The sequence below is a fragment of the Candidatus Saccharimonadia bacterium genome (genome assembly GCA_035544015.1).
Classification (GTDB): Bacteria; Patescibacteriota; Saccharimonadia; order UBA4664; family UBA4664; genus UBA5169.
In genome coordinates this window covers 73,453-97,254 of the sequence record DATKIP010000076.1, presented here as the reverse complement: position 1 = coordinate 97,254, position 23,802 = coordinate 73,453, and the positions used below count along the sequence as shown (strand labels likewise).

Annotated in this window: 22 protein-coding genes; 6 read left to right on the top strand and 16 right to left on the bottom strand. The window is 60.2% G+C overall.

Annotation, left to right across the window (positions count from 1 at the left end; all coding sequences use genetic code 11):
• Positions 1-34 precede the first annotated feature (34 nt).
• From VMT30_04230 to VMT30_04220, 3 genes are all read left to right on the top strand, one after another.
• Positions 35-1,225: an L-histidine N(alpha)-methyltransferase gene (locus tag VMT30_04230; GenBank protein HVQ44143.1), complete on the top strand. Its 1,191-nt coding sequence runs from the start codon at positions 35-37 to the stop codon at positions 1,223-1,225.
• A 179-nt stretch (positions 1,226-1,404) separates the two neighbouring features.
• On the top strand, positions 1,405-1,758 hold the full coding sequence (locus VMT30_04225; protein HVQ44142.1) for a hypothetical protein: 354 nt from the start codon (positions 1,405-1,407) through the stop codon (positions 1,756-1,758).
• 52 nt (positions 1,759-1,810) lie between these two features.
• Positions 1,811-2,224, top strand: a complete 414-nt coding sequence (locus VMT30_04220; protein ID HVQ44141.1) for a response regulator — start codon at positions 1,811-1,813, stop codon at positions 2,222-2,224.
• Between the two features lie 202 nt (positions 2,225-2,426).
• On the opposite strand, the gene VMT30_04215 is transcribed toward VMT30_04220, so the two are convergent.
• Positions 2,427-2,678 (bottom strand): hypothetical protein, encoded by a 252-nt coding sequence (locus VMT30_04215; protein HVQ44140.1) that lies wholly within the window; start codon positions 2,676-2,678, stop codon positions 2,427-2,429.
• A gap of 84 nt (positions 2,679-2,762) precedes the next feature.
• On the bottom strand, positions 2,763-4,526 hold the full coding sequence (locus tag VMT30_04210) for a cutinase family protein (protein ID HVQ44139.1): 1,764 nt from the start codon (positions 4,524-4,526) through the stop codon (positions 2,763-2,765).
• Between the two features lie 139 nt (positions 4,527-4,665).
• Here VMT30_04210 and VMT30_04205 point away from each other — a divergent pair, with 139 nt between their 5' ends.
• Both VMT30_04205 and ahcY read left to right on the top strand, forming a co-directional pair.
• Positions 4,666-5,625, top strand: a complete 960-nt coding sequence (locus VMT30_04205; protein HVQ44138.1) for a carbohydrate kinase family protein — start codon at positions 4,666-4,668, stop codon at positions 5,623-5,625.
• A gap of 18 nt (positions 5,626-5,643) precedes the next feature.
• Positions 5,644-6,942, top strand: coding sequence for an adenosylhomocysteinase (gene ahcY / locus VMT30_04200; protein ID HVQ44137.1), 1,299 nt, complete (start codon positions 5,644-5,646; stop codon positions 6,940-6,942).
• On the opposite strand, the gene VMT30_04195 is transcribed toward ahcY, so the two are convergent.
• The 6 genes from VMT30_04195 to mgtA all read right to left on the bottom strand — a co-directional run bounded on the left by VMT30_04195 (position 6,917) and on the right by mgtA (position 13,402).
• Complete coding sequence (locus VMT30_04195; protein HVQ44136.1) at positions 6,917-7,588, bottom strand: hypothetical protein; 672 nt, start codon at positions 7,586-7,588, stop codon at positions 6,917-6,919. The two genes, ahcY and VMT30_04195, sit on opposite strands and share 26 nt — an antisense overlap.
• Positions 7,589-7,619: 31 nt before the next feature.
• A complete protein-coding gene (locus VMT30_04190) occupies positions 7,620-8,417 on the bottom strand; it encodes an inositol monophosphatase family protein (GenBank protein HVQ44135.1) in 798 nt (265 codons plus the stop codon).
• Positions 8,401-9,189, bottom strand: coding sequence for a bifunctional 5,10-methylenetetrahydrofolate dehydrogenase/5,10-methenyltetrahydrofolate cyclohydrolase (locus tag VMT30_04185; GenBank protein ID HVQ44134.1), 789 nt, complete (start codon positions 9,187-9,189; stop codon positions 8,401-8,403). Before VMT30_04185 ends, VMT30_04190 begins: the two co-directional genes overlap by 17 nt.
• The gene (locus tag VMT30_04180) at positions 9,186-9,557 is read right to left on the bottom strand and encodes a response regulator (protein ID HVQ44133.1); all 372 of its coding nucleotides are present in this window, start codon (positions 9,555-9,557) and stop codon (positions 9,186-9,188) included. The genes VMT30_04185 and VMT30_04180 overlap by 4 nt, the downstream gene beginning before the upstream one ends.
• Entirely contained in the window at positions 9,532-10,902 is a 1,371-nt protein-coding gene (locus VMT30_04175; protein HVQ44132.1) for a CHASE3 domain-containing protein, read from the bottom strand. The genes VMT30_04180 and VMT30_04175 overlap by 26 nt, the downstream gene beginning before the upstream one ends.
• 76 nt (positions 10,903-10,978) lie before the next feature.
• The gene (gene mgtA / locus VMT30_04170) at positions 10,979-13,402 is read right to left on the bottom strand and encodes a magnesium-translocating P-type ATPase (GenBank protein HVQ44131.1); all 2,424 of its coding nucleotides are present in this window, start codon (positions 13,400-13,402) and stop codon (positions 10,979-10,981) included.
• A gap of 822 nt (positions 13,403-14,224) precedes the next feature.
• Between mgtA and VMT30_04165 the strand changes: the two genes are divergently transcribed.
• Positions 14,225-14,896 (top strand): hypothetical protein, encoded by a 672-nt coding sequence (locus VMT30_04165; protein HVQ44130.1) that lies wholly within the window; start codon positions 14,225-14,227, stop codon positions 14,894-14,896.
• Positions 14,897-14,924: 28 nt separating this feature from the next.
• On the opposite strand, the gene VMT30_04160 is transcribed toward VMT30_04165, so the two are convergent.
• The 8 genes from VMT30_04160 to VMT30_04125 form a co-directional block, all read right to left on the bottom strand.
• Entirely contained in the window at positions 14,925-16,142 is a 1,218-nt protein-coding gene (locus VMT30_04160) for an NAD(P)/FAD-dependent oxidoreductase (protein ID HVQ44129.1), read from the bottom strand.
• 408 nt (positions 16,143-16,550) lie between these two features.
• A complete protein-coding gene (locus tag VMT30_04155) occupies positions 16,551-16,952 on the bottom strand; it encodes a response regulator (GenBank protein ID HVQ44128.1) in 402 nt (133 codons plus the stop codon).
• Between the two features lie 134 nt (positions 16,953-17,086).
• Positions 17,087-19,255, bottom strand: coding sequence for an ATP-binding protein (locus tag VMT30_04150; GenBank protein ID HVQ44127.1), 2,169 nt, complete (start codon positions 19,253-19,255; stop codon positions 17,087-17,089).
• A gap of 79 nt (positions 19,256-19,334) precedes the next feature.
• Complete coding sequence (locus VMT30_04145; protein HVQ44126.1) at positions 19,335-20,063, bottom strand: hypothetical protein; 729 nt, start codon at positions 20,061-20,063, stop codon at positions 19,335-19,337.
• A 6-nt stretch (positions 20,064-20,069) separates the two neighbouring features.
• Positions 20,070-20,852, bottom strand: a complete 783-nt coding sequence (locus VMT30_04140) for a methyltransferase domain-containing protein (protein ID HVQ44125.1) — start codon at positions 20,850-20,852, stop codon at positions 20,070-20,072.
• 98 nt (positions 20,853-20,950) lie between these two features.
• The gene (locus VMT30_04135; protein HVQ44124.1) at positions 20,951-21,673 is read right to left on the bottom strand and encodes a methyltransferase domain-containing protein; all 723 of its coding nucleotides are present in this window, start codon (positions 21,671-21,673) and stop codon (positions 20,951-20,953) included.
• A gap of 28 nt (positions 21,674-21,701) precedes the next feature.
• The gene (locus tag VMT30_04130; GenBank protein ID HVQ44123.1) at positions 21,702-22,784 is read right to left on the bottom strand and encodes an aminotransferase class I/II-fold pyridoxal phosphate-dependent enzyme; all 1,083 of its coding nucleotides are present in this window, start codon (positions 22,782-22,784) and stop codon (positions 21,702-21,704) included.
• Positions 22,781-23,725, bottom strand: a complete 945-nt coding sequence (locus VMT30_04125) for a class I SAM-dependent methyltransferase (protein ID HVQ44122.1) — start codon at positions 23,723-23,725, stop codon at positions 22,781-22,783. Before VMT30_04125 ends, VMT30_04130 begins: the two co-directional genes overlap by 4 nt.
• Positions 23,726-23,802: the final 77 nt, after the last annotated feature.

Here is a 23,802-nt window from a genome sequence, read left to right as displayed (position 1 = left end):
TTTCAAAAACTCTGAGCTGACGACCACGTATCATGTGGCACTCAATACCGTGCTCAACTGGATTAAGGCTGCTCAGAGCGATAAGTTGGACCTGGAGTTGGTAACCGCCAATGGCCGCGCCTACATCGCAAACTCGGCGCGCAATATCAGCGCCCTCAATAAACTGGCGGCTGAGCGCAAAAAATATCGGAATGCCCGTACTACCCGCACCGTGAGCCCCAGTCCGCAATTTTACGAAGTGTTCCGTCCAGACGAAATTCAGGACATTATTTCGGGCCTCGATGTGCGCCGAGAGATTCCCCGCGCCTACAATTATTTTGGCGACGGGGCACACTACTGGGACGAGTACTCGAGCCACTTATCGGAGAACGATTCGCCCAACATTGTAAACCGCACCCAGCTGCTGCTGAGGACAAATTTTGAGTATCTCGAAACGCTGCTGGCTGGCTACCGGCGCGTCAATGTGGTGGATATTGGCCTAGGGAATGCTCTTCCCGTCCGCGAGCTTTTGCAGCATCTGCTCGACCGCGGCACGCTGGGGCGCTACATTGGCCTCGATATTAGCCCGGAGATGCTGGAGATTGCCGGGGCGAATATCCGCAACTGGTTTGGCGGCCGGGTGCCCTTCGAGGGACACAAGCTCGATATTACCCACGAACGCTTTGGCCGGTTGCTGGCCGATGAGTACCTCCGCCCTGAGCCAGATTCAACGGTCAACCTGGTGCTGTTTCTGGGCGGAACGTTAGGCAATCTGCGATCGCCCGATGACGCGCTGGCCGTGATTGCCAACAGCATGGGCAAGCGCGATATTCTGATGCTCACCTGCAAGCTCGATTCCACCCACACCCGGCATCATTTCGACTTTAGTACTTCGCCGAGCAACGCCACCCTGGCGCCGATTCACCGGTTTGTGTTTGACCTGCTCAATATCGACGACTCGTTCTACAGCGTGGAGGTGGGCTTTAACGCCGAAAAACATGCGCGCTATACGCGCGTACACCTCAAGCTCTCGCTGCGGGTGGAGTTTAGGCTCGATGGCGGCGTGCGGACGGTGCGGTTCGAGAAGGGTGACTCGATTTTGGTATGGTACTTTTGGCAGCAGACGCTGGTGGAAGCGTCGGGGCAATTGTTGCGCAATAATTTCTACCCACTGCACTTGAGTCAAACTCCCGACAAGGAATATTTGCTGGCTATTACGCAACTCGAAGCCCCGAATTTGCTCTAGCAAGCCATTCTTATTTTTTGTGTTGCGCCCTGCAGCACCATCCCCTATGATGCAGTAGAAATGTTCGTCATTTGAGCATAGTTACGGTATTAATGGATGTATACATCGTAGCCAACCACTGGGATGTTCGATGATGCGACGTGAGAATATTTGGACAACGAAGGAAGCAAACCAAACTCGTGACCGGTTACGTAGTAAATGAGGATCGCACCAAACTGTTGTTGTGCTACCGCGAGAAGCCGGGGCTATGGCAGCCTAGCAACGGACCGCTGAGTGACGACGACGTGCCGCATGAGGTGATCGCTCAGTACGTGCTACGCGATACAGGGCTCGAAGCGCGCTACGTGGCCGACTACGATGAGACCGGTGCCGGCGTGACGGCGCTGATTTTGGAGGCCGACGAGGACGCGCTGTCGAAATACGAGCTAGAGGAGCGCTATGATGCGCAGTGGCTGACGCGCGATCAGATTTTGGCCTGCACCTGCGTCCACGAGCCTGCCAAGGACTTCGCGGAATTGCTTTTGGCTTCCTAGAGGGATTGTGCGGGGATTGCGTTCCGGATAACCCACGCGGTACACTAAGGCCATGAGTACTACAAAAGTCAAAGTCGCCATCATCGAAGATGACATGGCGATTGTGCAGATGTATCGGACCAAATTTGAGACTGAAGGCTACGATGTAGCCACGGCGCCGGACGGCGCGAGCGGGCTGGAGCTGATCGATTCATTTGAGCCTGATATCGTGCTGCTGGACCTGATGATGCCAAACATGAACGGCCTCGACATGCTCTCCAAGCTGCGCAGCCAACCCAACGGCCGCAACGCCAAAGTGGTGGTGCTTACCAACATGGGCGACACCGAGACGGCCACGCGAGTATACAAAATGGCGGCCGACGACTACATCGTGAAGGCCGAAATGACCCCCAAGCAGGTCGCCGAGCGCGTGAAGACGCTGCTGGCCAAGGGCGGGGTGAGTGCAGCGGGGCCGGCTGGGGCTTAGGACGCTACCGAACTTACGGCATTAAGAGAATAAATCCAAATCCTATAACACTCAATGCGAGCAGTATTAGGCTGATCTTCCATTTCGTAAAGATGGCGGAAATGGTGAGTAGTAGCCCATATCCCGCCAACATGACGATGCGGCCGGCCATCGAAGTTTGTGGGGGACAGGCGTAAAGCCTAGGGTTTTCACTAATCGCCTATTATCCTATTGCCAACCATACTCCGGTGATGGCGGCGAGGGTGAGCAAGGTAATGGTAATTTTGTATGCCCTAACGAATAGGGGTGCGATGGCGAGCAGCGCATAACCGGCCAACAGAAGGCTTGCAAGAGAGGGGGAGGCATCAAAGTTTAAAAAATTCGAGGCGTTATAGTAGAGTCCGAAGATGAAGGTTATGGCGCCAATGAAGCCGACGATTAGTGATAGCGGCCTGCTATAGGGTAAGTAGTGCATGTGTTTTAGCATATCATTTTTATTGAAGTAAAAAGTGCGGGGGGACGGGGCGGGCTGCCTCGTCCCCCCGCACGCGGGAGACCGTTACCTCAGGGGTGGTAGGTGCCTCCAATTGCTACTTGCCCATCGAGCGGCATCGGCGGTCCAACTCCTCCTCACGTACTGGAAGTGTGGACACGTCAGGCGAGCCGTGATTGGCGTGCAGATGCTGACATTGCGCTTGCTGTAGTTGCACACCGGGTCGCCGGCCGTACAATAGCTCTCAACGTTCGGCGTCCAGCGTCGAGGGATAGTGCGCGGAGCATTCTGGTCGAATTTCACCAGGATGCCCGACAGCCGGTCGCTGTAGTCGCCGCGATCGATCCTCCAGTCGCGCGGATCGAAGTCGGGATCGCCGAGCAGAATGAGGCCGGCGATGTGCTTGCGCTCGGAATTGGATAGCAGCTCGTATGCGTCACCAGCCGCCTGCGCCCCCTGACTGTAACCGGCGATTACGGCGTAGGTTGTGGGGCAGAACGCGATGAAATCGCGCACCACCTTTAGGAGCGCTTCCCTCCCGTCGAACTCGCTTTCTACGTAGGCCGTAGTGAGAACTACGTTGTTCAGATCGATCGCAACGGCCGGATAGCCGATCGCCTCGAAGCGCAGACCGGGGATCGCCCGGGCCATGCGCACCTTGACGTCGTCGACCGTGGCGCCCATGCCCTCGCCTTCGAAATTCTTCTCCCCGGATCCCCGGAGGCCGAAGAACTTCACCGTGCCGCACCGGTAGCCCGGAGGCTTTGTTGTGGGTGGTGTGCTCGTAGGCGGCGTGGACCCGTCGAAGCCGGCGGGGGCCGGCTGCACTGGGCCGGAGTCACCCAGACTCGGCGAGAAGTCGCCGCCGGGCGAGCCCAGGGTGATCTGCCCGGCTCCAGCGTTCGTGACCTGCATGGTGCGGATGTGCGGTTCGCCGCCCGGCGAAGAAACGGTGCCGTAGAGCGTCCAGTCGTTGGCGAACCGAAGATCGGCGTATGTCAGCGACTGGTCGAGCGAGAGCGAAACGAACGCCTCGGTGCGCGTATTGATCACGAGCAGCCCAGGCGCGATCCCGCCACAGAACAGGTACCCATCGTCGGGCGTCCAGGCGCAGGATTGCAGGGCTCTGGTACTGACGGCATGCTGGGTGTAGATGCCGGTTGCCAGGTTCAGCGCGATGGCCGCGTAGCCGCCGGCATTGGGTCCGGCGCGCAGATTGACCGCGTAGGCCAGCTGGGTTCCGTCGTGGGACCAACTGGCGCCGCCCTCGGGGACGCTGATGGCGTCGAGGTCCGGCGGACTGACGCGGGTCACGGATCTCGTGACGAGGTCGAGCGTGTCGATGCCGGGACCAGGCGGCGTGGTGGTCTGGGACTCGTGGAACGTGACGGTTCGCTGGTCTGGGCCGATCTCGGGGTTGGATTCGAGCCCGAGGCGGTCGGTAAGCCGCGTGAGGCTCTTGGTGGCGACGTCGACGCGATAGAGGTCGCCCAGGGGGTTGCTCGTGGGGCTGACAAGATCGACTACCGCGAATGAGCCGTCGCGGGCGAGGCTGACGCCCTCGACCCGTTGACTGGGGTCGCTCGTGAGTTGCACCGGCGTGGTGCTACCCGAGGGCAGCAGAAACGCCTGGGGTGCGGCCGAATGGTCGCTGCTCGGAGGGTAAGCCACGAATGCCAGCGCCGGCTGCGCGGCGGCCGCACCGGCGGAAGTGGCCGGAGCGGCGGCGAGCGCGAGGGCGGTGGCCGCGACGAGAGCCGCGGTGGCCGCAAGGGCCGTTGCGACGGGCCCAGGCCGGCGGCCGGGGCGACGGGGGTGATGCAATCGCATCGGGGGAAACCTTTCTGTCGAAGAACTGCGAAGAATGGGGAACTAAAGCCCCGGAACCGCCGCATTGTAGCAAATTTGTTGACTTTTGTAAATATTATTACGTTGTAGGCAAGGAGGTTTTGTTGGTAATATTGGTCTCATGAAACAACTCTCCCCTCTTGTGGTGTCCGGGTCGGTCGCGGTGGATCGAATTATGAGTTTTAAAGGCCATTACAGCGATTACCTTCGGCCGGAGCAGCTTGAGGCGCTGTCGGTGTCGATTTTGGTGGATGAACTGTACGAAACGCACGGCGGCGGCGGGGCGAATATTTGCTACTCGCTGGCACTTTTGGGCGAGGAGCCGGTGCTGCTTGGCTCGGCTGGGCGCGAGTCGGATGGATACATGGAGCAGCTGGCCAATTACGGCGTCAATATCGAGCATGTGCATCGCAGCCATCTGCCGACGGCCACGTTCCACGTCATTACCGACGGCCAGCAGCATCAGGTGGGAGGATTTTTCCCGGGAGCGATGGGTGATAGTGAAAATTTGAATTTTGGCCCCTGGAAGGCTAAAAACCCAATTTGCATAGTGTCGTCGCACGATCCGGACGGCATGCGCCGGCAAGTGGCGGAATGTGTGCGATGGGGACTGCGGCTGCTGTACGACGTGGGGCAGCAGGTGAGCAACTTGCCGGCGGAAGATTTGCGGGCGGGGCTCGACGCGGCCGAATTGCTGATGGTGAACGAGTACGAAATGGCCATGCTGGCGGCCAAAACGGGGTTGGAGCCGGCCGACATTAAGGCCCAGGTGCCGACGGTGGTGACCACGCTGGGTGGGCGCGGCTCGGTGGTGGAGGGACTGCGCGTGGGCACGCCGGTGAAGGTACCGGCGGTGAAGCCGGTGCGCGTAGCCGACCCCACCGGCGCCGGCGATGCTTATCGCGCCGGGTTTGTGTACGGCTGGCGGCGTGGTTGGGAATGGGAGGCGTGCGCGCAGCTGGGCGCCACCTGCGCGGCGTACGCGGTAGAGACTGACGGCACGCAGGGGCACACGTTTGACCTGGCGGAGGTGGCGGCGCGTTACGAGACGGCGTTTGGCGCGGGGCTGCCGGAGGATTAGCAAAAGGATGACACGATTATGACGACGAATACCGATTACAAAGTGGCCGATATGGACCTGGCTGAATGGGGCCGCAAAGAGATTCGCCTGGCCGAGAGCGAAATGCCGGGGCTCATGAGCCTGCGGCGGGAATTTGGCTCCACTAAGCCTCTGGCGGGTGCTCGCATTGCCGGAAGCTTGCACATGACGATTCAAACGGCGGTACTCATCGAGACGCTCGTGGAGCTGGGCGCCGAGGTGCGCTGGGCCAGCTGCAATATTTTTAGCACCCAAGACCAAGCGGCGGCAGCCGTGGCGGCGGCGGGGGTGGCGGTGTTTGCGTGGAAGGGTGAGAGCGAGGACGAGTACTGGTGGTGCATGGAGCAAACGCTAGGGTTTGGCGACGGCCAAGGGCCGAATTTGCTGCTCGACGACGGCGGGGACCTCACGAAACTGGTGCACGAGAAGCACCCGGAACTGCTGGATGCGATTAAGGGCGTGAGCGAAGAAACGACCACCGGCGTGCACAACTTGCACCGCATGCTGGAGCGCGGCGAGCTCAAATTGCCGGCGATCAACGTGAACGACTCGGTGACCAAGAGCAAATTCGACAACAAATACGGTTGCCGCGAGTCGCTGGTGGACGGCATTAAGCGCGCTACTGACGTGATGCTGGCCGGCAAAGTGGCGGTGGTGGCAGGGTACGGCGACGTGGGCAAGGGTTGCGCGCAGTCGCTGGATTCGTACGGCTGCCGCGTGCTCGTGACCGAGATCGACCCGATCTGTGCGCTGCAGGCGATGATGGAGGGCTTCGAGGTGGTGACGATGGAGCATGCGGCCAAGCTCGGCGATGTGTTTGTGACCACCACCGGCTGCCGCGACGTGATTACGCTTGGTCACATGCAGGTCATGAAAGACACGGCGATCGTGTGCAACATCGGGCACTTCGACGTGGAGATTCAGGTGGCGCAGCTGAATGCGGCGCCCGGCGTGAAAAAAGAGGCGCTGAAGCCGCAGGTGGATGTGTACACGTTTGCGGACGGCCACCGGATTATTTTGCTGGCCGAGGGGCGGCTCGTGAATTTGGGGTGCGCCACGGGGCACCCGTCGTTTGTGATGAGTACATCGTTTTCAAACCAGGTGCTGGCGCAGCTGGAGCTGTGGCAAAAACCGCACAAAGTAGGCGTGACGCGCCTGCCCAAGGAGCTCGACGAAAAGGTGGCGGTGATTCACCTCGAGGCGCTTGGCGGGCGGCTGAGCCGGCTCACCGAGGAACAAGCGGAGTACCTGGGAGCGCACCGCGACGGGCCGTTTAAGCCGGAGCATTATCGGTACTAGCGGCCTCGGGGCTGGGCGGGGGTTGCAGCCGGGCGCGGATTTCATCGGGAGTGGCGGCGGCCAGCGCCTCGAGTTGTTCGCGATAGGCTGCGAGTTTGGCGGTGATGAGCGCTGCATCCATAGCCGGCACCGGCTGGGGCTCAGCCGCGGTGGGCTGCCCGTGGGCGGAGACGCGGTCTTGGCCCATGAGTTGCCCGCCGTCTACGCGATATTCGGTATAGCGGTAGTTGCGGCGGCCGGCTTCATCCAGTCCGGCTTCGGTGCCCGCGGTATGCACTACGTTGTTCGACCCGGCTGGCAAGTTGTAATGATCCAGCGTCCGCGCCTCGAATTTGCGCTGTAGGAGTTCGGCATCTTCCAGCGCAAATTGCCCAGGCTCTTCATCGGCTCCTTCCATCACGGCAGTGAAGTCCCCTTGCGCGAGGGCGTTAAATTTAGCTTCGGCCGAGTCTCCCAGCGTCGCTTCTTCTGCGTGGTACTGGTCTTCGCCCACCAGAGCAATGAGAATGCGCCGTTTTAGCTCATGTATTTTTGCCAGCTCTTGTTCGAACTCGGCTCCGGCTGTTTCGCCCACCTCCGCCGATGCGGGTGGCGCGGGCGATTTGAGGTTTTCGGGTTGGTCGGGGCTAGGTTCGTGTTCTGTCATATAGGGATTATAGCTTATGGGCCGAATCTTTTTATTTGCCGACGGCCGAAATTTCGTCTTCGAAAAATTGTTTGAGTTCGGGGAAAATACTGGGAGCGGCGGCTACAAGTTCGAGATTGCGGTAGTCGTAGCTGGGGCTAAAAAGGTTTTCGACGCGGCCGCCGGCTTCGCGTACGAGGAGTGTGCCGGGAGCATGGTCCCAGGGCTTGCCCCGGCCGTTGTAGGCCACGAGGCCGTCGAGCTGGCCGGCGGCGATGGAGGCGTAGGTGTATCCTGCGCCAGCCATTTGCGGCAAGCCGAGAACGCGCTGGCGGAGGCGGTCGGTGAGGCCGAACAGCTTGGGGTCCTTGAGTTTGGAGCCGAAAACTACATAGGCCCGGTCCATGGGGCGATCCGAAACGTGAATGGGGTGGCCGTTCATGGTGGCACCCTCCCCCTTTACTGCGTGGTAATACTCGTCGAGAAAGAAGTTGTAGATGACGGACATAATGGGCTCGCCGTGGTGGATGAGCGCGATCATGTTGGTGGAAAACGGCAGGCCGCGAATGAACGGCTCGGTGCCGTCGATGGGGTCGACGAGCCAGAAGGTTTCTTGATCGAAGTCGGCGCCGGTTTCTTCACCGGCCAGGCCGATGGTGGGATCGAGCTCGCCGAGGGCTTCGTGGAGGCGCTTTTCGACCAAGAGGTCCATCTCGGTGACGGCCGAGGCGTCGTCTTTGAGCTCGTGCTCGATGGCGCCGTGAGCTTGCAGCAGTTGCGGGCGCAGCTCCATGAGCGTCGCGCGGATGCGCTTACTGGCGGCGGTAAGGAATTCAGGCGCGATGGGCATAGGCTTGCTTTTGGGCGGCAATGATGAGGTTGTCAAACAGGCTCACGACGGTCATGGGGCCGACGCCGCCGGGATTGGGGGTGATGGTGAGGTCGTCGCGCTCGTAGAGGGCGGGGTCGAATTCGCTCTTGGGGGAGCCGGTGTCTACGAGCACGGCGCCGGTTTTGACCATATCGGGCTTTATGAGGTGCTCAACGCCGGTGCCGGTAAATAGGATGTCGGCCTGGAGGGTTTCGGCCCGCAGGTCTTTGGTATTGATGTCGCAGCGCACCACGTCGTGGCCGGAGGCTTCGAGACGGTCGGCCAGGGGCTTACCCACCAGCCTCCCCTGCCCCACCACCACGATGCGGCCCTTCAAATCTACGCCGTGCGAAGCCAGCAGCCACAATGCGGCCTTGGGCGTGGCGGCCTCGAAGGCGGTGCCGGGGGCGAGGCCGTCCACATCCTTGGCCGGGTCGATGGCCGCCAGCGCCCGGTCGGTGATCGCGGCGGCGCCGGTGAGGGGCAGCTGGATGATGAGGCCGGTGACGGCAGGGTCGGCGCCCAGCGCGGCGATGCGGTCTATGATGGTGGCGGATGTCTCGACATACAGATCGACGGCAATGCCGATATCTTCGCCGTATTTACGCTTCATTTTCAGATATTTGTCGCCGGCTTCGTTATCTTTGGAGCGAATAATGGCCAGCCGGGGAGGCGTCGGGAGCCCGGCAATAACGCGCGCATGCCGCTCGGCGATAAAGTCCGCGATGTCGCGGCCGGTGAGGAGTTTCACTTATCGTTCCATAGTTTTACGAGTTCGTTGGAGACGCGGTCGGGGGTGTAGTCGGATTTGGTCCAGTAGGCCTTGGCGCCCAGCCGCATCACGGCGTCGACCTGCTTGGGGGCAGAGATATTGGAGAACACGATCACGTCCGGCAGCGCTCGGCCTTGCTTTTTGAGTGCCTGCATAAACTCCAGCCCACCCATCACCGGCATCATCATGTCGAGCAAGATAACTTGCGGTTCAAAATCTTCGACCATTTGCAGCCCGATCCGCCCATTTGAGGCTGAAGCCACCGGGAAGCCGTCGAGCTCGAACTTCATGGCATAAATTTCCCGGATGACGTCGTCGTCTTCAATTAGCAGCACCTTCGGCAGCATCTTGATCTCCCTGTGGGAGTATCATAACAAATTTTGTGCCTTTTCCGAGCCTTGAGCTAACTTCGATGCTGCCTTCGTGCAATTGAGCGATGCGGCTGGCCAGATAGAGGCCCAGGCCGGCGCCTTCGACTTGGTCGCGTACGGCCTCGCTGGCGCGGTGGAATCGGTCGAAGATGTGGTTAATTTCCTCTGAGTCGATGCCAATGCCGCTGTCGGCTACCTCTATTTTGGCTATGCCATGGGAATTTGATATGGTTATAGCAATTTTTCCGAATTCAGGCGTGTACTTGCGAGCGTTGTCGAGCAGGTTGCCAATGGCCATATAGAGCTTTTCTTCATCGGCCACGAGGGTGATGGGGCGCGACGGGCGTTTAACGGTCAGTTCCTGCTGTTTTTCGGTAATGGCAGCGCGCTGTTCGCCTACAATGGTGTCAATGAGGCCGCCTAGCTCGAAGGTGGAGATGTGCAAGATGAGACGGCCAGCATCGGCTTTGGCAACATTGAGCAGCTCTTCGATGATGCCGAGCTCGCGCTCGCTGCTTTCGAGGGCACGGCGCAAGAAATACTGTTGCCGGTCGTTGAGCGGGCCAAAATCGCCGGCGGCCAGGGTGGAGAGAATGGATTTGATGCCGGTGGCGGGCGTGCGCAATTGATGTGAAGCCAGCGAGACAAACTCGTCTTTGGCGCGGTCGAGTACCCGCTCGCTCTGGATGGCCTTGAGGTAGGTCCAGTACACCACGATCGACAGGCCGATGACGATTATCACGCTCACCACGCTGATGTCGCGGGCTAAAGCAGCCAACGTGGTAATGTTGGAGCGGTCGCGGTCGATCTGGGCGGCCTCGGCACTTTGTACCTCTTGCGCGACGCTGCGGATCTGGTCCGTCAAGACCTTGCTCGTGCCGGACGCCACGACTTGCTGGGCGGCAGCGGTGTCGCCGGATTGCCTCAGCGTAATGGTACCTGCGAGTTCAGTTAGCTTTTGCTTTACCAGAGTGCTTAATTTATTTATTTGGACTTGAGCAATGTCGCCTTTGGTGCGAGTGATGATGTCTGCGAGTTGTCCCGGTATATGGTTGGCGGCCATACTATAGGGTCCGAGATAGGTGGTATCGCCGGTGAGCAGATAGCCGCGCTGGCCGGTTTCGGCATCGGCGAGACTGGTAAGGAGTTGGCCGATCTGGATGCGCGCGTCGTTGTGCGCCTGTGCACCCTGCCGGTAGACCACCAGGGTGGAGATCGTGAAAATCGTGGCCGCGGTGGTTACGAAGGTAGCCGCGATCATGGCGGCTAAGGCGACAAACAATTTTCGGTTGGAGTATTGGCGGAGTTCTGGTGGCAGCAACGTACTAATCCAGCATTAACGAGTATTTTTTAGCATGCCGGAATCGGTCGGCCAAGGCAACTGGCGATTCTCCTAATTATAGGTTGAGACGGGCAAATACCTGGCGTTTCACAGCTTCGGCTACCAGCAGGTAGGCCGCCACGACAGCCACGATGGCGGCCAGGGCCGGGAAGGGCAGCGGCTCAAAGCCGAAGAGCCGGCCGACGGCACTGAGCGCGATGCCGTATCCCGCCAGTACAGTAGCGACGGTGCTGATCACCAGATACGGACTGGGTCGGCTCTGGATAAACGGCAGCTTGCGCGTGCGAATAATGTAGACCACGAAGGTTTGGGTGGCGACGGATTCGAGGAACCAGCCGGTCTGGAATTGCGCCGAGCCAAAGTGAAACACCCAGAGCAGCAAGCCGAACGTGGCGAAGTCAAAGAGAGAGCTCAGGGGGCCAAAGGTCCACATGGCGCGGCGCAGACCGGCGATGCTCAGGGTGCGGGGGCGCTTGAGGCCCTCGGGGTCGACGCCATCGAGGGGCAGGGCGAATTGCGAGGTGTCATAGAGCAGGTTGGTGAGGAGAATTTGCGTGGCTTGCATGGGCAGAAACGGCAGAAACAGCGAACCGGCGGCCATTGAAAACATATTGCCAAAGTTTGACCCCAGCGACATCATGAGGTACTTGAGCGTATTGGCGTAGGTGCGGCGCCCTTCAATGATGCCGGCGGTGAGGCTTTCGAGGGATTTGCGCAGAAGGATGAGGTCGGCCGTGGCTTTGGCGACATCGACGGCATTGTTGACGGAGATGCCAATGTCGGCGGCCTTGAGGGCGGGGGCGTCATTGATGCCGTCGCCGAGGTAGCCAACGACATGTTTGCCGGCGCGCAGTTGCTCGATGATGCGCAACTTTTGCTCGGGATTGACGCGGGCAAAGATGGTGGTGGTCTCGACGGCATCGCGCAGCTGGGGACGGCTGAGGCGGTCGATTTCGGCGCCCGTGAGGATACCGGCGATGGGCAGTCCGATGTCGTCGGCGATTTTGCGCGTCACGAGAGCATTGTCGCCGGTGACGATCTTGATGTGAATGCCGTATTCGTTGAGCTGCTCGAGGGTGGCTTTCACCGACTGCTTAGCGGGATCGAGGAAGGCCATGAAACCGTTGAAGGTGAAATCATGCTCGGCGTCGGGCTCGTAGCGCGGCTGCTTGGGAACACGGCGGGTGGCGACGGCGAGCACCCGGAAGCCCTGGGAGCTGAGGGTCTCGTACTGGGCCTGCACCTCGGCCTTGACGGCCTCGAACGGGCGGCCGTCGGCGTAGGTAGTGCACAGGCGCATGATTTCTTCCGGCGCGCCTTTGGTGACGAGCATTTGGCCGCGACCGTGCGCCATCACCACGGATTCACGTTTGCGCTCGAAGTCGTAGGGAATTTCGTCGAGCTTGGTGTAGCCCTTGATGTCGACGGTCTTGAACGCGCGCACGGCGGCGTCGAGCGGATTTTCGAAGCCGGTGGTGAAGCGGCTGGCCAGGTAACCGTAGAGTAGCACGGACGGCGATTCGGCGCCGAAGCCGTCGACGTGGCGGACGAGGGCAATGTGGTCTTCGGTGAGTGTGCCGGTTTTGTCGGTGCACAGCACGTCCATGGAGCCGAGGTTTTGGATGGAGCTCAGGTGTTTCACGATCACACCGTGCTTAGCCATGGCGAGCGAGCCTTTGGTGAGGTTGAGCGTGATAATGAGCGGCAGTAGCTCGGGCGTGAGGCCCACGGCCAGGGCAACGCTAAAGAGCAACGATTCGAGGAGCTGGCCGGGGCGGAAGATGGTGTTGAACGTGAAGATCACGACCACCAGAACGGTAGTGATTTTGATGATCAGTAAGCTAAAATCTTTAATTTCGCGGTCAAATTCGGTGGGGGTGTCTTGCGACGACAGCGCGCGGGCGATGTGCGAAAATTTGGTGCCGGCGCCGGTTTGCTCGACGCGCATCAGGCCGGAGCCGCTGATGATGCTCGAGCCCAGGTACAGCTCGGCCTGCGGCGGCTTGCCCACGGGGAACGATTCGCCGGTGAGGCTGGATTCGTTGGCGGCCAAATCTTTGCCTTCGAGCACAATGCCATCGGCCGGGATGAGGCGACCGGCGGTGAGCTTGACCACGTCCCCCGGCACGAGCTCGGCCAGCGGCAGGCTAAGCCACTTGTGGTCGCGCAGCACTTCGGCTTCCACGCGCACGCGATTTTTGAGCGCTTCGGCGGCTTTTTCGGAGCGGTAACTGTTGAAGAAATCGAGCACGGTGCTCACGAGCACAATGGCGATGATGATAATGAAGCTGATGCGATCGCCGAGAAAAGCCGAGAGCGTGGCGGCAAACAGCAGGATGATGACCAGCGGGTTGCTAAAGCGCGACAGAAACGCCAGCACGGGCGGGCGGGATTTGCCCTGGGCGAGGGCGTTGGGGCCGTATTTGGCCAGGCGTTTGGCAGCTTCGCGGGAGGTGAGGCCGGTGGTGTCGTTCTTCATGGTTATGGTTAGTATAACTTGCTATGGGGCCACGGGTGTACCCGGGTGCGGTGGCGGGACCTTTCCGGACACACGTGCATTGGTACTATTCCATTTTCTGGAATAGTACGTGTAAGGGGAGTTTTTTAGGCTTTTGTAGAGCCATAATCTTGGATGAATCTTTTAACTATTCCGAAAAGTGGAATAGTGCTGTGCTGCACATCGATCGGAAGTAACAACAAAAACCCGCCGGTTTAGGGCGGGGTTTTGGGATGCGGACGGATGATTCAGAATACCCGCGCCTTACTCTTCTTTGTTGCTTTGACTATTTCTAATCAGTGTTGCATTGAACTATTTCTAGTTCAACAAAGGGTGGATAGGGTTGGGTTACACTGACGATCCGAGGATCTTCAGCAGCTTCTTTGGTGCTTATGTAGCTGCGCGTCTTTTGGACGTGAGTTGTTAGCAGATGCTGAGCTAAGCTGGTTTCGGTCTTATATGACGAGGACTGTAGCTTCGCTACTTGGTTGAAATTCAACCAGGCGTGAGCTTTAGTCTTTGTCGACCGGTTTTTTTGAAGCTGGTGCTTCTGTGCTCCGAGAAATTCTCGAAAGATGTTTCGGGGGGCACTAGGTGAACTCGTGGTGGCGAGTGCACTTAGTGCTCGGCGAAGGGATTTTTCAAGGTCTGGTGGTGGTCGAAGCGTAAGTGCTTCTCATGACCATCAGGTATCCTATCACAGGTTGGAATTATTGTCAACACTTTTGTGGAGTTTCTAAAGGTTAGAGGTGGTGGTACCATGGGCAACTGTTGATGTACCCCCACCGAATGGAGGCACTACCAATGCACCATCCACGAGGGCTGAGTGGCCGGCGCGCGCTGGCGCTGGCTGCGGGGCTTATATCTGCTGGCGTGCTGGCGTCCGGCTGCACCGGCCATACGCCGTCAGGCGGCCAGTCAATCTCGCGGATCACGGCCCCGGCGCCCCAGCCGGAGAAGCCGCTCCTCGCCAAGCCCGTGTACAGGCAGGCGTGTACCGACGGCCATCACGCCTGCGCTACGTTCCCGACCGACGGCGATCCGGCTGATATCGACTTTCTGGAAAAGGGAGTCGGTGGGATGCACGTGGCGGGACTGCTGGTGAGCGGCGATGGGCATAAAATCTGCCCAACTTGGGATGCCGTCTCACCGCCGCCGTCGTGTCGGGCCTTCCAGTCGGAGGATTACCGGCTGGCTGTTGTCCCGTACCCGGGGCTGACGGCGACGCAGGCGTTCGAGCGCTGGTTCGATGAGCACGATCCGAATGCGTCGGGCAGGCCGGTGCCGGGTAATTACCGCGGCCATGAAAGCCTGGACCTGAAGCGCGAGTACCCGGATAGCACCCACTACCTCCGGCTCGTGTGGTCGAGCGGGAGGCTCTACGCGATGTCGATGGGATCGAGTGAGATCGGGGGCGATAACCCGAAGGTGGTCCCGCCACACTTCAAATTTCTCGAGACGCTCGTGCTGAGCTAGCGCGGGCAAAGCGCGCCGGGCGGCCCCTTTAGTTTTGGGGCTGCCTGGCGGCGCAGATCTGACAATTATCATCGTGCTGCCCGTCTTGGAGCCAGACGCGGATGGCCTGAGGCCAGCGCTCGATGTCGGCATACCCGATGAGATCGGCGGCGCGGCGCAGAATGTAGCCCGGTAGCCCGTAGAGGCGCAGGCGGCCCCATTCGGCTACGGCCCAGTACTCCCCCACCGGAATGACGCTCACCGGCAAGAACGGTTTGTAGGCCGGGCGGCGGCGACCGGCATGGGCGCGGGCGATGTCGGCGGCCACGAAGTCGGCGTCGCGGATGGCGGTTTGGGCCATGCCCGAGTATTGGGTGGCGGCGTTGTCGCCGATGACGTAGACGTGGTTTTTGGCCTCCAGATGGTCGCTCACCATGACGCGGCCGCCCTTGGCGAGCTGAAAGTGTGCGCCGTTGGCGTAGTAAAAGGGGTTCACGGAGGTGCCGGCGGTCCACACGACGGTGCGCGTGGCGATGGATTTACCCTCGAGCTGGAGCTCCTGCGCGGTTTCGGCTTTGACGGCGGCGCCGGTGATGACCTCCACCCCGAGCTTGGCGAGCCGACGGTGCACCCGCCGCGAGACGGCCTCGCTGGAACGGGGCAAAATGCGGGGTGCGGCCTCCACGAGCTCGATGTGGTAATCGCGGGGCTCGAGGCCGTGCAGGGCCGTAATGCGGTCGAGATAGGCGCCGAGTGAGGCAGCCAGCTCGACGCCGGTGGGGCCGGCGCCCACCACGACGTAGTTGAGGTCGGGCCCGGGGCCGGCCAAAAGTTGCTCGTGGAGATGGGCCTTGAACCGCTCGGCCTCGTCGATTGATTTGATGCCGTAGGAGAATTCACTCAGGCCTTTGATGCCAAAATAGTTGGTGACGCAGCCGAGAGCCATAATGAGCTCGTCGTACGGGTAGCTGGTCTTACCGTCGATCGAAGTAATAGTGCACGCTTCGGGGTCGATTTTGACAATGACGTCCTGGACGAGTCTGACACCAGTGCCGGCGAGTACATCGGTGAGAGGCAAGGCGGCTTCGGAGCGCGAGCCGCCGGTGGCCGAGTGGTAAAACTGCGGATAGTACGCGAACGTGGCGAGATTGGAGATAAGCGTAACATCGAGACCGCGCTGCCGACTGAGCCGTACGGCCGTTCGCACGCCGCCGAAGCCGCCGCCAACGATGAGGATTTTGGAGCCTGGGGTACGGATTTGTTCCATGATCTAGATTTTAGCATAAGCATGATTAATATTTGGCCCATTGGAAGCTTAGGCTGTTTTGGATATAATCGCCTACGGCTCTTTGGCCCATTAGACGACCCCCCGATCCTGTCCCCGAACCTGCGAAGTTATGTTTGGATCTTGCCGGTACCACGGCAGTGCCACGAGCGCTGGCGGTGTGAACCAGGAGCGCGTGATGACGGGCGAGTGTGGACTGAGCCCCACTAGAAGCCCTTGCACCACCGTGCTTATCGCCAGGCCGGCGCTCAAATTTATGAGCATGCGGGACCGCATAGTGGTCGTAGTATGGATGATTGGCTGCGTTGCGGGATGTTTGGTCGAGAGAGTCGGTCCGGGGGCGTTCTGATGATCGCTTCCGGGCCGCGGCTCAGTTGGTTTTCCGGCAGATTATTGATGCGCAGAAGCGATGGGCGTCTCGGGAGCCGCTAGGATGGTTTTGACTTCGCGCGCTAATTCTCGCGGGGTGAGTTGGGTTTTGGCCAGATATCGGTCGACGCCCAGCTTGATGGCCTCTTGACTGAGCTCGGGGGAAGCGAGGTTGCTAACGATGATAATTTTGGCGTCAGCATCGGCGGTCTTGCGATACGCGCGCAGGAATTCCAGTCCGCCGAGATTGACCATGAGCATGTCGAGCAAAATGAGATCTGGATGGTACTCGGCGACCTGCTGCAAGGCGGCCTCGCCGTCGCCGGCCACTACTACGTTGTATCCGTCACCCGTGAGCACGGTTTGATAGATTTTTTGGAGATCGGCATTATCTTCGACAATGAGAATGGTGGGCGTAGGCATACCTATTAATTGGCCGCTCTTGGGCCGTCCCTTTACCTTTGTAATTAAAGCTTATCTGGCAGCCGGATAGCGTTGGTGAAGTTGGTATATAAAATGCCCGGGGATTGAATGGTTCTTGTGAAAATAGCTATGGTTTAGCCCTTGGCGGGCGTATACGGCAAACTGAAGCCAAAAGTGCTCCCGGCGCCCTCTTGGGAAGCAAAAATGATGGTTCCGTTCTGACCTTCAATGACTTTTTTGGCTAAGTAGAGGCCTAATCCCGTGCCATCGGGACGAGTCTGCCGAGCGTTGTCCGCACGATAGAATTTGGCAAACAGCTTGGCTTGCTCCGCCGCCGGCACGCCGATGCCGGTGTCGGTGACGGTAAATATGACGGCGCCGGCTTCATGCTTGAGCTCTACGTGAATGCCGCCGTGCGGCGTGTAGTAGATGGCATTGTCGATGAAATTCATTACCACTTGGCGGGTTTTGCTCTCGTCGAGCATCAGTCGCGGCAAGGGCGGCTGCGGCAGCTTGTGGGTGAGCCTGAGGCCCTTGCGTTCGGCCGCTGGGCTGAGCTGCTCGATCTCTTGCTCCACCAGCTGACCGAGGTCGACGGGCCGCGGCAAAATGGCGAAGCGGCCGGAATTGAGGCGCGACACATTGAGTAGATCGCTCGACATCGCCACCATTCGACTGGAGGCTTCGAGTGCTAGGCTAATGTATTGGCGCTGATTAGCGGTCATGTTGTGCTTGTCTTCATCGACGGCCATCGACAGGTAGCCCGTGATGGTGGCCAGCGGCGTGCCGAGCTGGTGCGAGGCCATTGAGATGAAGTCGTCTTTGGCCTGGTCGAGCACCTTGAGGTTGCGATTGGCGGCGCTGAGCCGCCGGGTGGCCTGGCGAATACGCTCTTGCAGTGTGGTGTTGAAGTGAGCGATTTCTTCGTAGGCGCGCGCGTTGGTGATGGCCACGGCCAGCTCCTTGCGAACAATCTCGAGCACGGCCAGGTCTTCGTCGGTGTAGGCGTCGCCCGAGCGTTTGTCGCCCAAAAACAGGAATCCTACCGCTTCTCCGTGGGTGCGCAGCATGAGCGAAACCCGCACGCCGTGGACATCAAGCAGATCTTTGAGTGCGCCTGGCGATAATTCGTCGGCTATGAGGATGGGGTGCTGAAGGCTCCGAACAGCCTCAGCCGGTGGCACGGCATTGGGCGCCGCTAGGCCGTAGCGGGCTTGTTTGTAGAGTCGGTCGCGCTCGAGCACCATCACCTGGGCCCCCGCCAGATGCATCGGGCTGCAAAGCTCTTTGAGACTTTTTCTCAGGAGCGGCTCCAGGAGCAATTCCGAGGCCAACGTGCTCGCGATGGTGTCGAGCAGCGTCTGCGCGTTGTAATGATCACGAAAGAAAACCCGGTCGGTAACGTGCTCAAAAAAGCGCCGAAACGACTGGTACGTGACAGCCAAAATGAGAGCCATGGCGATGAAGGCGGCGATTTCGCCCATGCTGATGCCGGTATCGGGGAAGAAATAGCGGCTGGTGGCGAAAATCCCTAGGCCATAGAGCGTGGTAAGGGTGCCAAGCAGCAGCAAGTAGGCCACCGAGCGGGCAATGAGCAGCCGAATATTGAATAGCCGGTGGGCCACGATGGCATAGCCGATGAAGCCGATGAGGAACAGCGTAGAGAGGAAGCCGAAACGGGCTACCGTGGGGGTTTGGGTAGCCATCGGAATAATGACGTTGGTCATGAAGGCGGTGGCGGTGGTGAGCAAGAATCCAGCGAATACATAACTGAGTTGCTGCCGGCTGAGAGAGCTTTTGGCGTGGCGGTATTTATGCGCCAAATTGACCAAAGCCAGCCCGATCCAGGCAAGGAGGAAGAGCGGAAACAATCCATACAGCGGTCCCACAATAATGTTGTTGCCGACAGCAGCAGACATGGTGACGCCGGCTATGATGAGCCTGGTGAACAGAGCCATGAATATTAGCGGCGCGGCGGTAAAAATTAGGGCCCAAATGAGTCCATGGCGCAGGCGCGGAGCGTTGAGGTGGTTGGCGGGAAAATAGAGCGTGAAAAGCATGATGAAGCCGGCGATCAAAATAGCGGCAACAAAAGGAGTGCCCGCCATGAATGGCGAGAGATTGGCCGTATTGGCAACGGTTTGATCGTAAAAACCGCTGCCGCTCCATCCGGCGAAGGCGAAGGCTAGCAGAGCAAAAATACGATTAACGCTGCGTCCTGGAGCCTGCAGCCACACAACCAAACCCAGCGCAATATCTGCTGCTAGGACGATGCTGAGGAGAATCACCGAGAGTACAAGCATGATGTCTATGCCTACTATATCGTGCCGCGGGAAATTGGGAAGAGGCCCGCCGGACGAAGTGTCCGGCGGGCCTCGACCGCTAGGCGGTGTAGACCGGCAGCGAGCGCTCCCCTGCCTGGCTGATGTGCGTCGCCAGGATGGCGCGATTGGCCGCGATGAGCTCGCGGAGGTCATCGTCTGAGCGACCTGCAGGCCACTCGCCGGATGGGACGCCGCCTGGGAACATCAGGGTGTAGAGTCTGGGGCGCACGAGTTGTAGCGCCCGAGGCACTTCGGGGAGATACACGGTGGCGGCCCAGATGGGCTCGAGCGTGTTGGGTCCGCCGCGGTACTGGAATGGTCCCCGATGCAGGCCCTCATAGGGAACCCAGTCCAGTGACTGGACGAGACCTGGCATCATGGTCATGAGCCAGTGCAGCCGGGGCGCTTCTGGTTTGAGCCCATGGCAGACGGCGGCACCGGCCATGCCCAGGAAGCCGGCGAGGCCGGTTCGGGTTCGCTGGTACTGAGGGCTGGTGCCAAACCGTGTGAATTCGTCCCAGTGCGCGAAACCCGGGGGATTGAGCGGCCAGCCCATCTGGGCGAAGATTCCAGCGGAAGGCAAGCTGCCCGACCGGCCCGAGACGACCCACCCGGCGGCGACACCGTCACCGCGGGGGGTGGTGGCGAGGAAGGACCGGGTGTCTGGGCGGGTGTCAAACGGGGTGTGCCGGTTGCCGCCCAGCTGGCTGAAAGCCGCTGCCCGGATCGCGAAGGCACAGCGAATATCGGCGGGGCTGTCGGCGCGCCGCACCACAACGAGGGACATGGGGTCCTACCGTTTCTTGGCCGTGATGAGCACGTTTTGGCCGGCGTAGACGATCTGCGACCGCATGACCTGCCAGCCGGCCGCGTCCAGCATCTGCCGCAGCGTGGGTTCGTCCAGGAAGTGGAGCGAGGTGGCACCGCGACGGATGATTTCCTGGTTGATGGCGGCGATGAGCTTGAAGACGCCTTCGGGACCGAGGAGCCGGTTGTATTCGGCGGCGGGGTCTCCGCCCTTGGCCGCTACTTGCTCCAGGTGCTCCCGTAGCACCGCCTGCATGTCTGGGTTGGGCAGGGCGGTGGAGAGCACCAGTGAGGTGTTTGGCCGCACTACTTGGGCCAGTCCTGCGAGCGCCTGCTGGGGATCACGGAGGGCATAGAGGCCGTTGATCAGCGCGATCTTCGTGATGTTCAGGCTCGGTGCCTTTGCCGAAAACTCCGCCGGCGCCCATTCGTCGGGAGGCGCGTTGAGATCGGACAGCAGGTACATCGCGCGTCCCGAGGGGTAAGGCTCGGCGGCTGCGTGCTCGAGCATCGCCGTCGAGTTGTCGAGCCCCAGGACGAGGGGCGGGGGGACGCCCAGTTTCGTGAGCGCCCAGGTCAGGGCGCCGTCGCCGCAGCAGGCGTCGAGGATGCGATCATGGGTCTCGAGACCGAGCTCGGCGACGATTTGACGCCAGTGGTCTTGGTAGGGGAAGAGCTCCCGCAGCCGTGCGTACTCTTCGGCGTAAAGCTCGAAGAGAGCGGTGAGGCTGAGGGTGGTGAGATCGGTATTGCCGGTGTTACTTGTCATGGTGTATCCCACCGTTGAAGTAGTTGGGGCCCATATCAAAGGGCTGGGGACGCGATAATCATCACACGCGTGGACCGGAGCATGCAACCACGAGGTTTTTAAACTTTCTCGGCTGTTACGAGCCAATTTTGACCGGCATAGGTCGTGCGAATGTCGGTGATCTTCCAGCCTGAATGCTCGAACCATTGCTCAAGTTGGGAGCGATTCGGAAAATGCAGCTCGTCTCCATAGTGTCGAAATATTTGCTGATTGCATCGAATAATCGGCTCTACCAGGGGTACTAGCTGCTGCAATGCATCTTCGCGCTCTTGGTATCGACCGGCGGTTTCGGCATCGCGGAGATGCTCGTCGAGGACGGCATCGAGGCTGGGGCTGGGGTGGGGCGTGGAGAGAACGAGGATAGCGCCAGGCCGGGCGAAGGTGGCCAAGTTTTGCAACACTAGGGCCGGATTGTCGAGCGCGAAGACACAATTGTTCAGAATGAATCGATCGAACGACCCCGTAATCTTCCAAGCTTCGAGTGGCCGGTGTAAGTCCATGCGGCAAAATTCGGCGGTGCCGCTAAAGGCGGGGGTTTTGGCCTGCGCTTTGGCGAGCATGGCCGATGAGGCGTCCACACCCGTGAACTGGCAGTTAATATTTTGGTGCTGCAAGGCCCATAGCAGATTACCGGTACCGCAACAGGTGTCGAGCACGGCCTGGCCGCCCTTGATTTGGGCACTATCGACCACCTCCAGCAGGAGGTTGCGGTATGGGATGATTTCAAGCAGGGTATCGTAGACTTTGGCATAATTTCGCCAAAGTGTTTCATCATACTGCACGGCAGGAGCCCCTTTCTGTGACGCTATTCTAAGGTATAGATAGGCTTTCTTGAAAGGCCTTTGTAAAAGTGACGTTATCGGCGGGACGGCCGATGGTGACGCGCACACAGCCGGATAGGCGCGGCTGGCCGTCGAGCGCAGCCACGAGCAGGCCGTGCCGGGCGCAGGCAGCGAGCAGGGCGTGGTAGGCTTTGGGGCTGGCGGCGCGCAACAATATAAAGTTGGCTCGGGACGGGTACACGGTGAATTGCTGGCCGGCAGCCGCGGCCCAGCGCCGCGAAAGTTGGTCGCGCTCGGCGGTCAGGGCGCGGATTTGGTCGGTGGCCCAGCTGGTTTCCTGGATGTAACTCAAGATGACTTTGGCGGCCTCGATGGTAAAACCGGACATTTGCCAGGGCGTTTGGAGTCCGCGAATGGCGGCAATGAGGGATTCGTCGCCCATGAGCGCGCCACAGCGCAAACTGGCGGCCGATACTACCTTTGACAGCGTCCGCAGCAGCAACAGGTTGGGGTGCTCCGCTAGCAACGGCAGCAGGCTGGAGCCGGCGAACTCACCGTAGGCCTCGTCGACGACGAACAGGCTGCGCGGGTGGGCGCCGAGCAGCGCGGCCAGCCGGTCGGTGGGAATGACATCGCCGGTGGGATTGTTGGGGCTGGCCAGCCACACCGCCGAGTGGTCGGGCAAATCAGCGAGGCTAGCGGTGTCGTATTGAAAATTATCGTCGAGCTCCCAGGTGCGGTAGGGAATGTTGAAAGCGCGGCAAAATTGCTCGTAGTAGGCAAAGGACGGCCGCGCAATCACGATGTGACCCCGGGCGTGCAGGCCAAAATACGTGAAGAGCAAACGGATAAACGAGCTCGACCCGGGGCCCACCAGCAGCTGCCCCGGCCGACAGCCATACCAGGCGGCCAGCTGGGTGGCCAGCGAGTCGGCAAAGGGTTCGGGGTAGCGATTGAGTGGGACGCGGCGCAGCTGGGCCAGGATGCGGCGGCGCAAGGCGAGTGGGACGTCGGCCGGCATCTCGTTGAGATGCAGCGGAGTGCCGGTACTCAGCGGCGGCGCGGCCGGTGCTGGCACGTGGCCGAAATAGGCCTCGGCCAGGGTGGTCACGCCGGCACCTCAAGCACGAAGAGGTGGGTACCCGGCACGCCAAAATCGTGCCGCGCGACGAGGTGCAGCCCGGCCCGCGAAAATTGCTCCTCGTAGTAGCTGAGGGGAAATAGTTGGATGCCGCGCAGGCCGTGGATGAGCTCGAAACCGAGGGTGAAGATGGGCGGAGCTGTGGCGGCGGGCGGTGGCTCACGGAGGCAGGTATCGGCCAGGACGTAGTATTTTGCTTTTGGAAAAGCTTTTTTCATGAGGTCGAAGAGCCGGCCCTGCAAGCCCGAGAGATTGAAGAGGTCGTGAAGCATCATGAAGCTCATTACGAGTTCGACGTCGTCAAATTCGGGCCGCGGGCCGGTGAGCGAGGCGAAGACGTTTTCCTGGACCAATTGGAGTCGTTGCTCCAAACCATGAGCGACGCTGTTTTGACGGGCGAGCTCGATGGCGCCCGGGTCGATGTCGACGCCGACGCCGGTGAGTTCGGGGCGGCGGCTCAGGAGGTCGGCGAGCCGTCCGGCGTTGCCGCAGCCTAGGTCGGCGATGCGCGTGGCGGGTATGGTATCGATGACTTGATCGAAGATCGCCTGCATGAGGCCCTGGTTGCACTCATCGGCGCCCACCGCGACGTAATTGCCGCGAACGTAGGGTTGCCAGGCGGTGTCCGGCGACCGCAAAAAGGTATCCATAGACTCGAGCAGTGGCGAGTAGCCGCCAATGGCCCAGGTAAAAAAGCCGCGGTTGCGGTGCAGCTCGAGCCCGAGGTTGGTGAGGTGGTAAACACTATATTTTTCGCGGATCAAGCCGCTGGAGGTGGCGGCGCCCAAGACGGACCTGAGGCGCACGGGGTCGAGGCCGTCGGCTGCCTGCAGCTGATCGAAGGTGGCGCCGGAAAAAAAATGCGGAAACAGATCGAGCTTGTTAAAAAGCAGGATTATGTACCCCAGCATGAGGTTATTGAAGACACTTGAAGCCGTAGCTTCTCCGGATCCCATTAGCTGGCCCCGGCTCTACTCATTACATCACC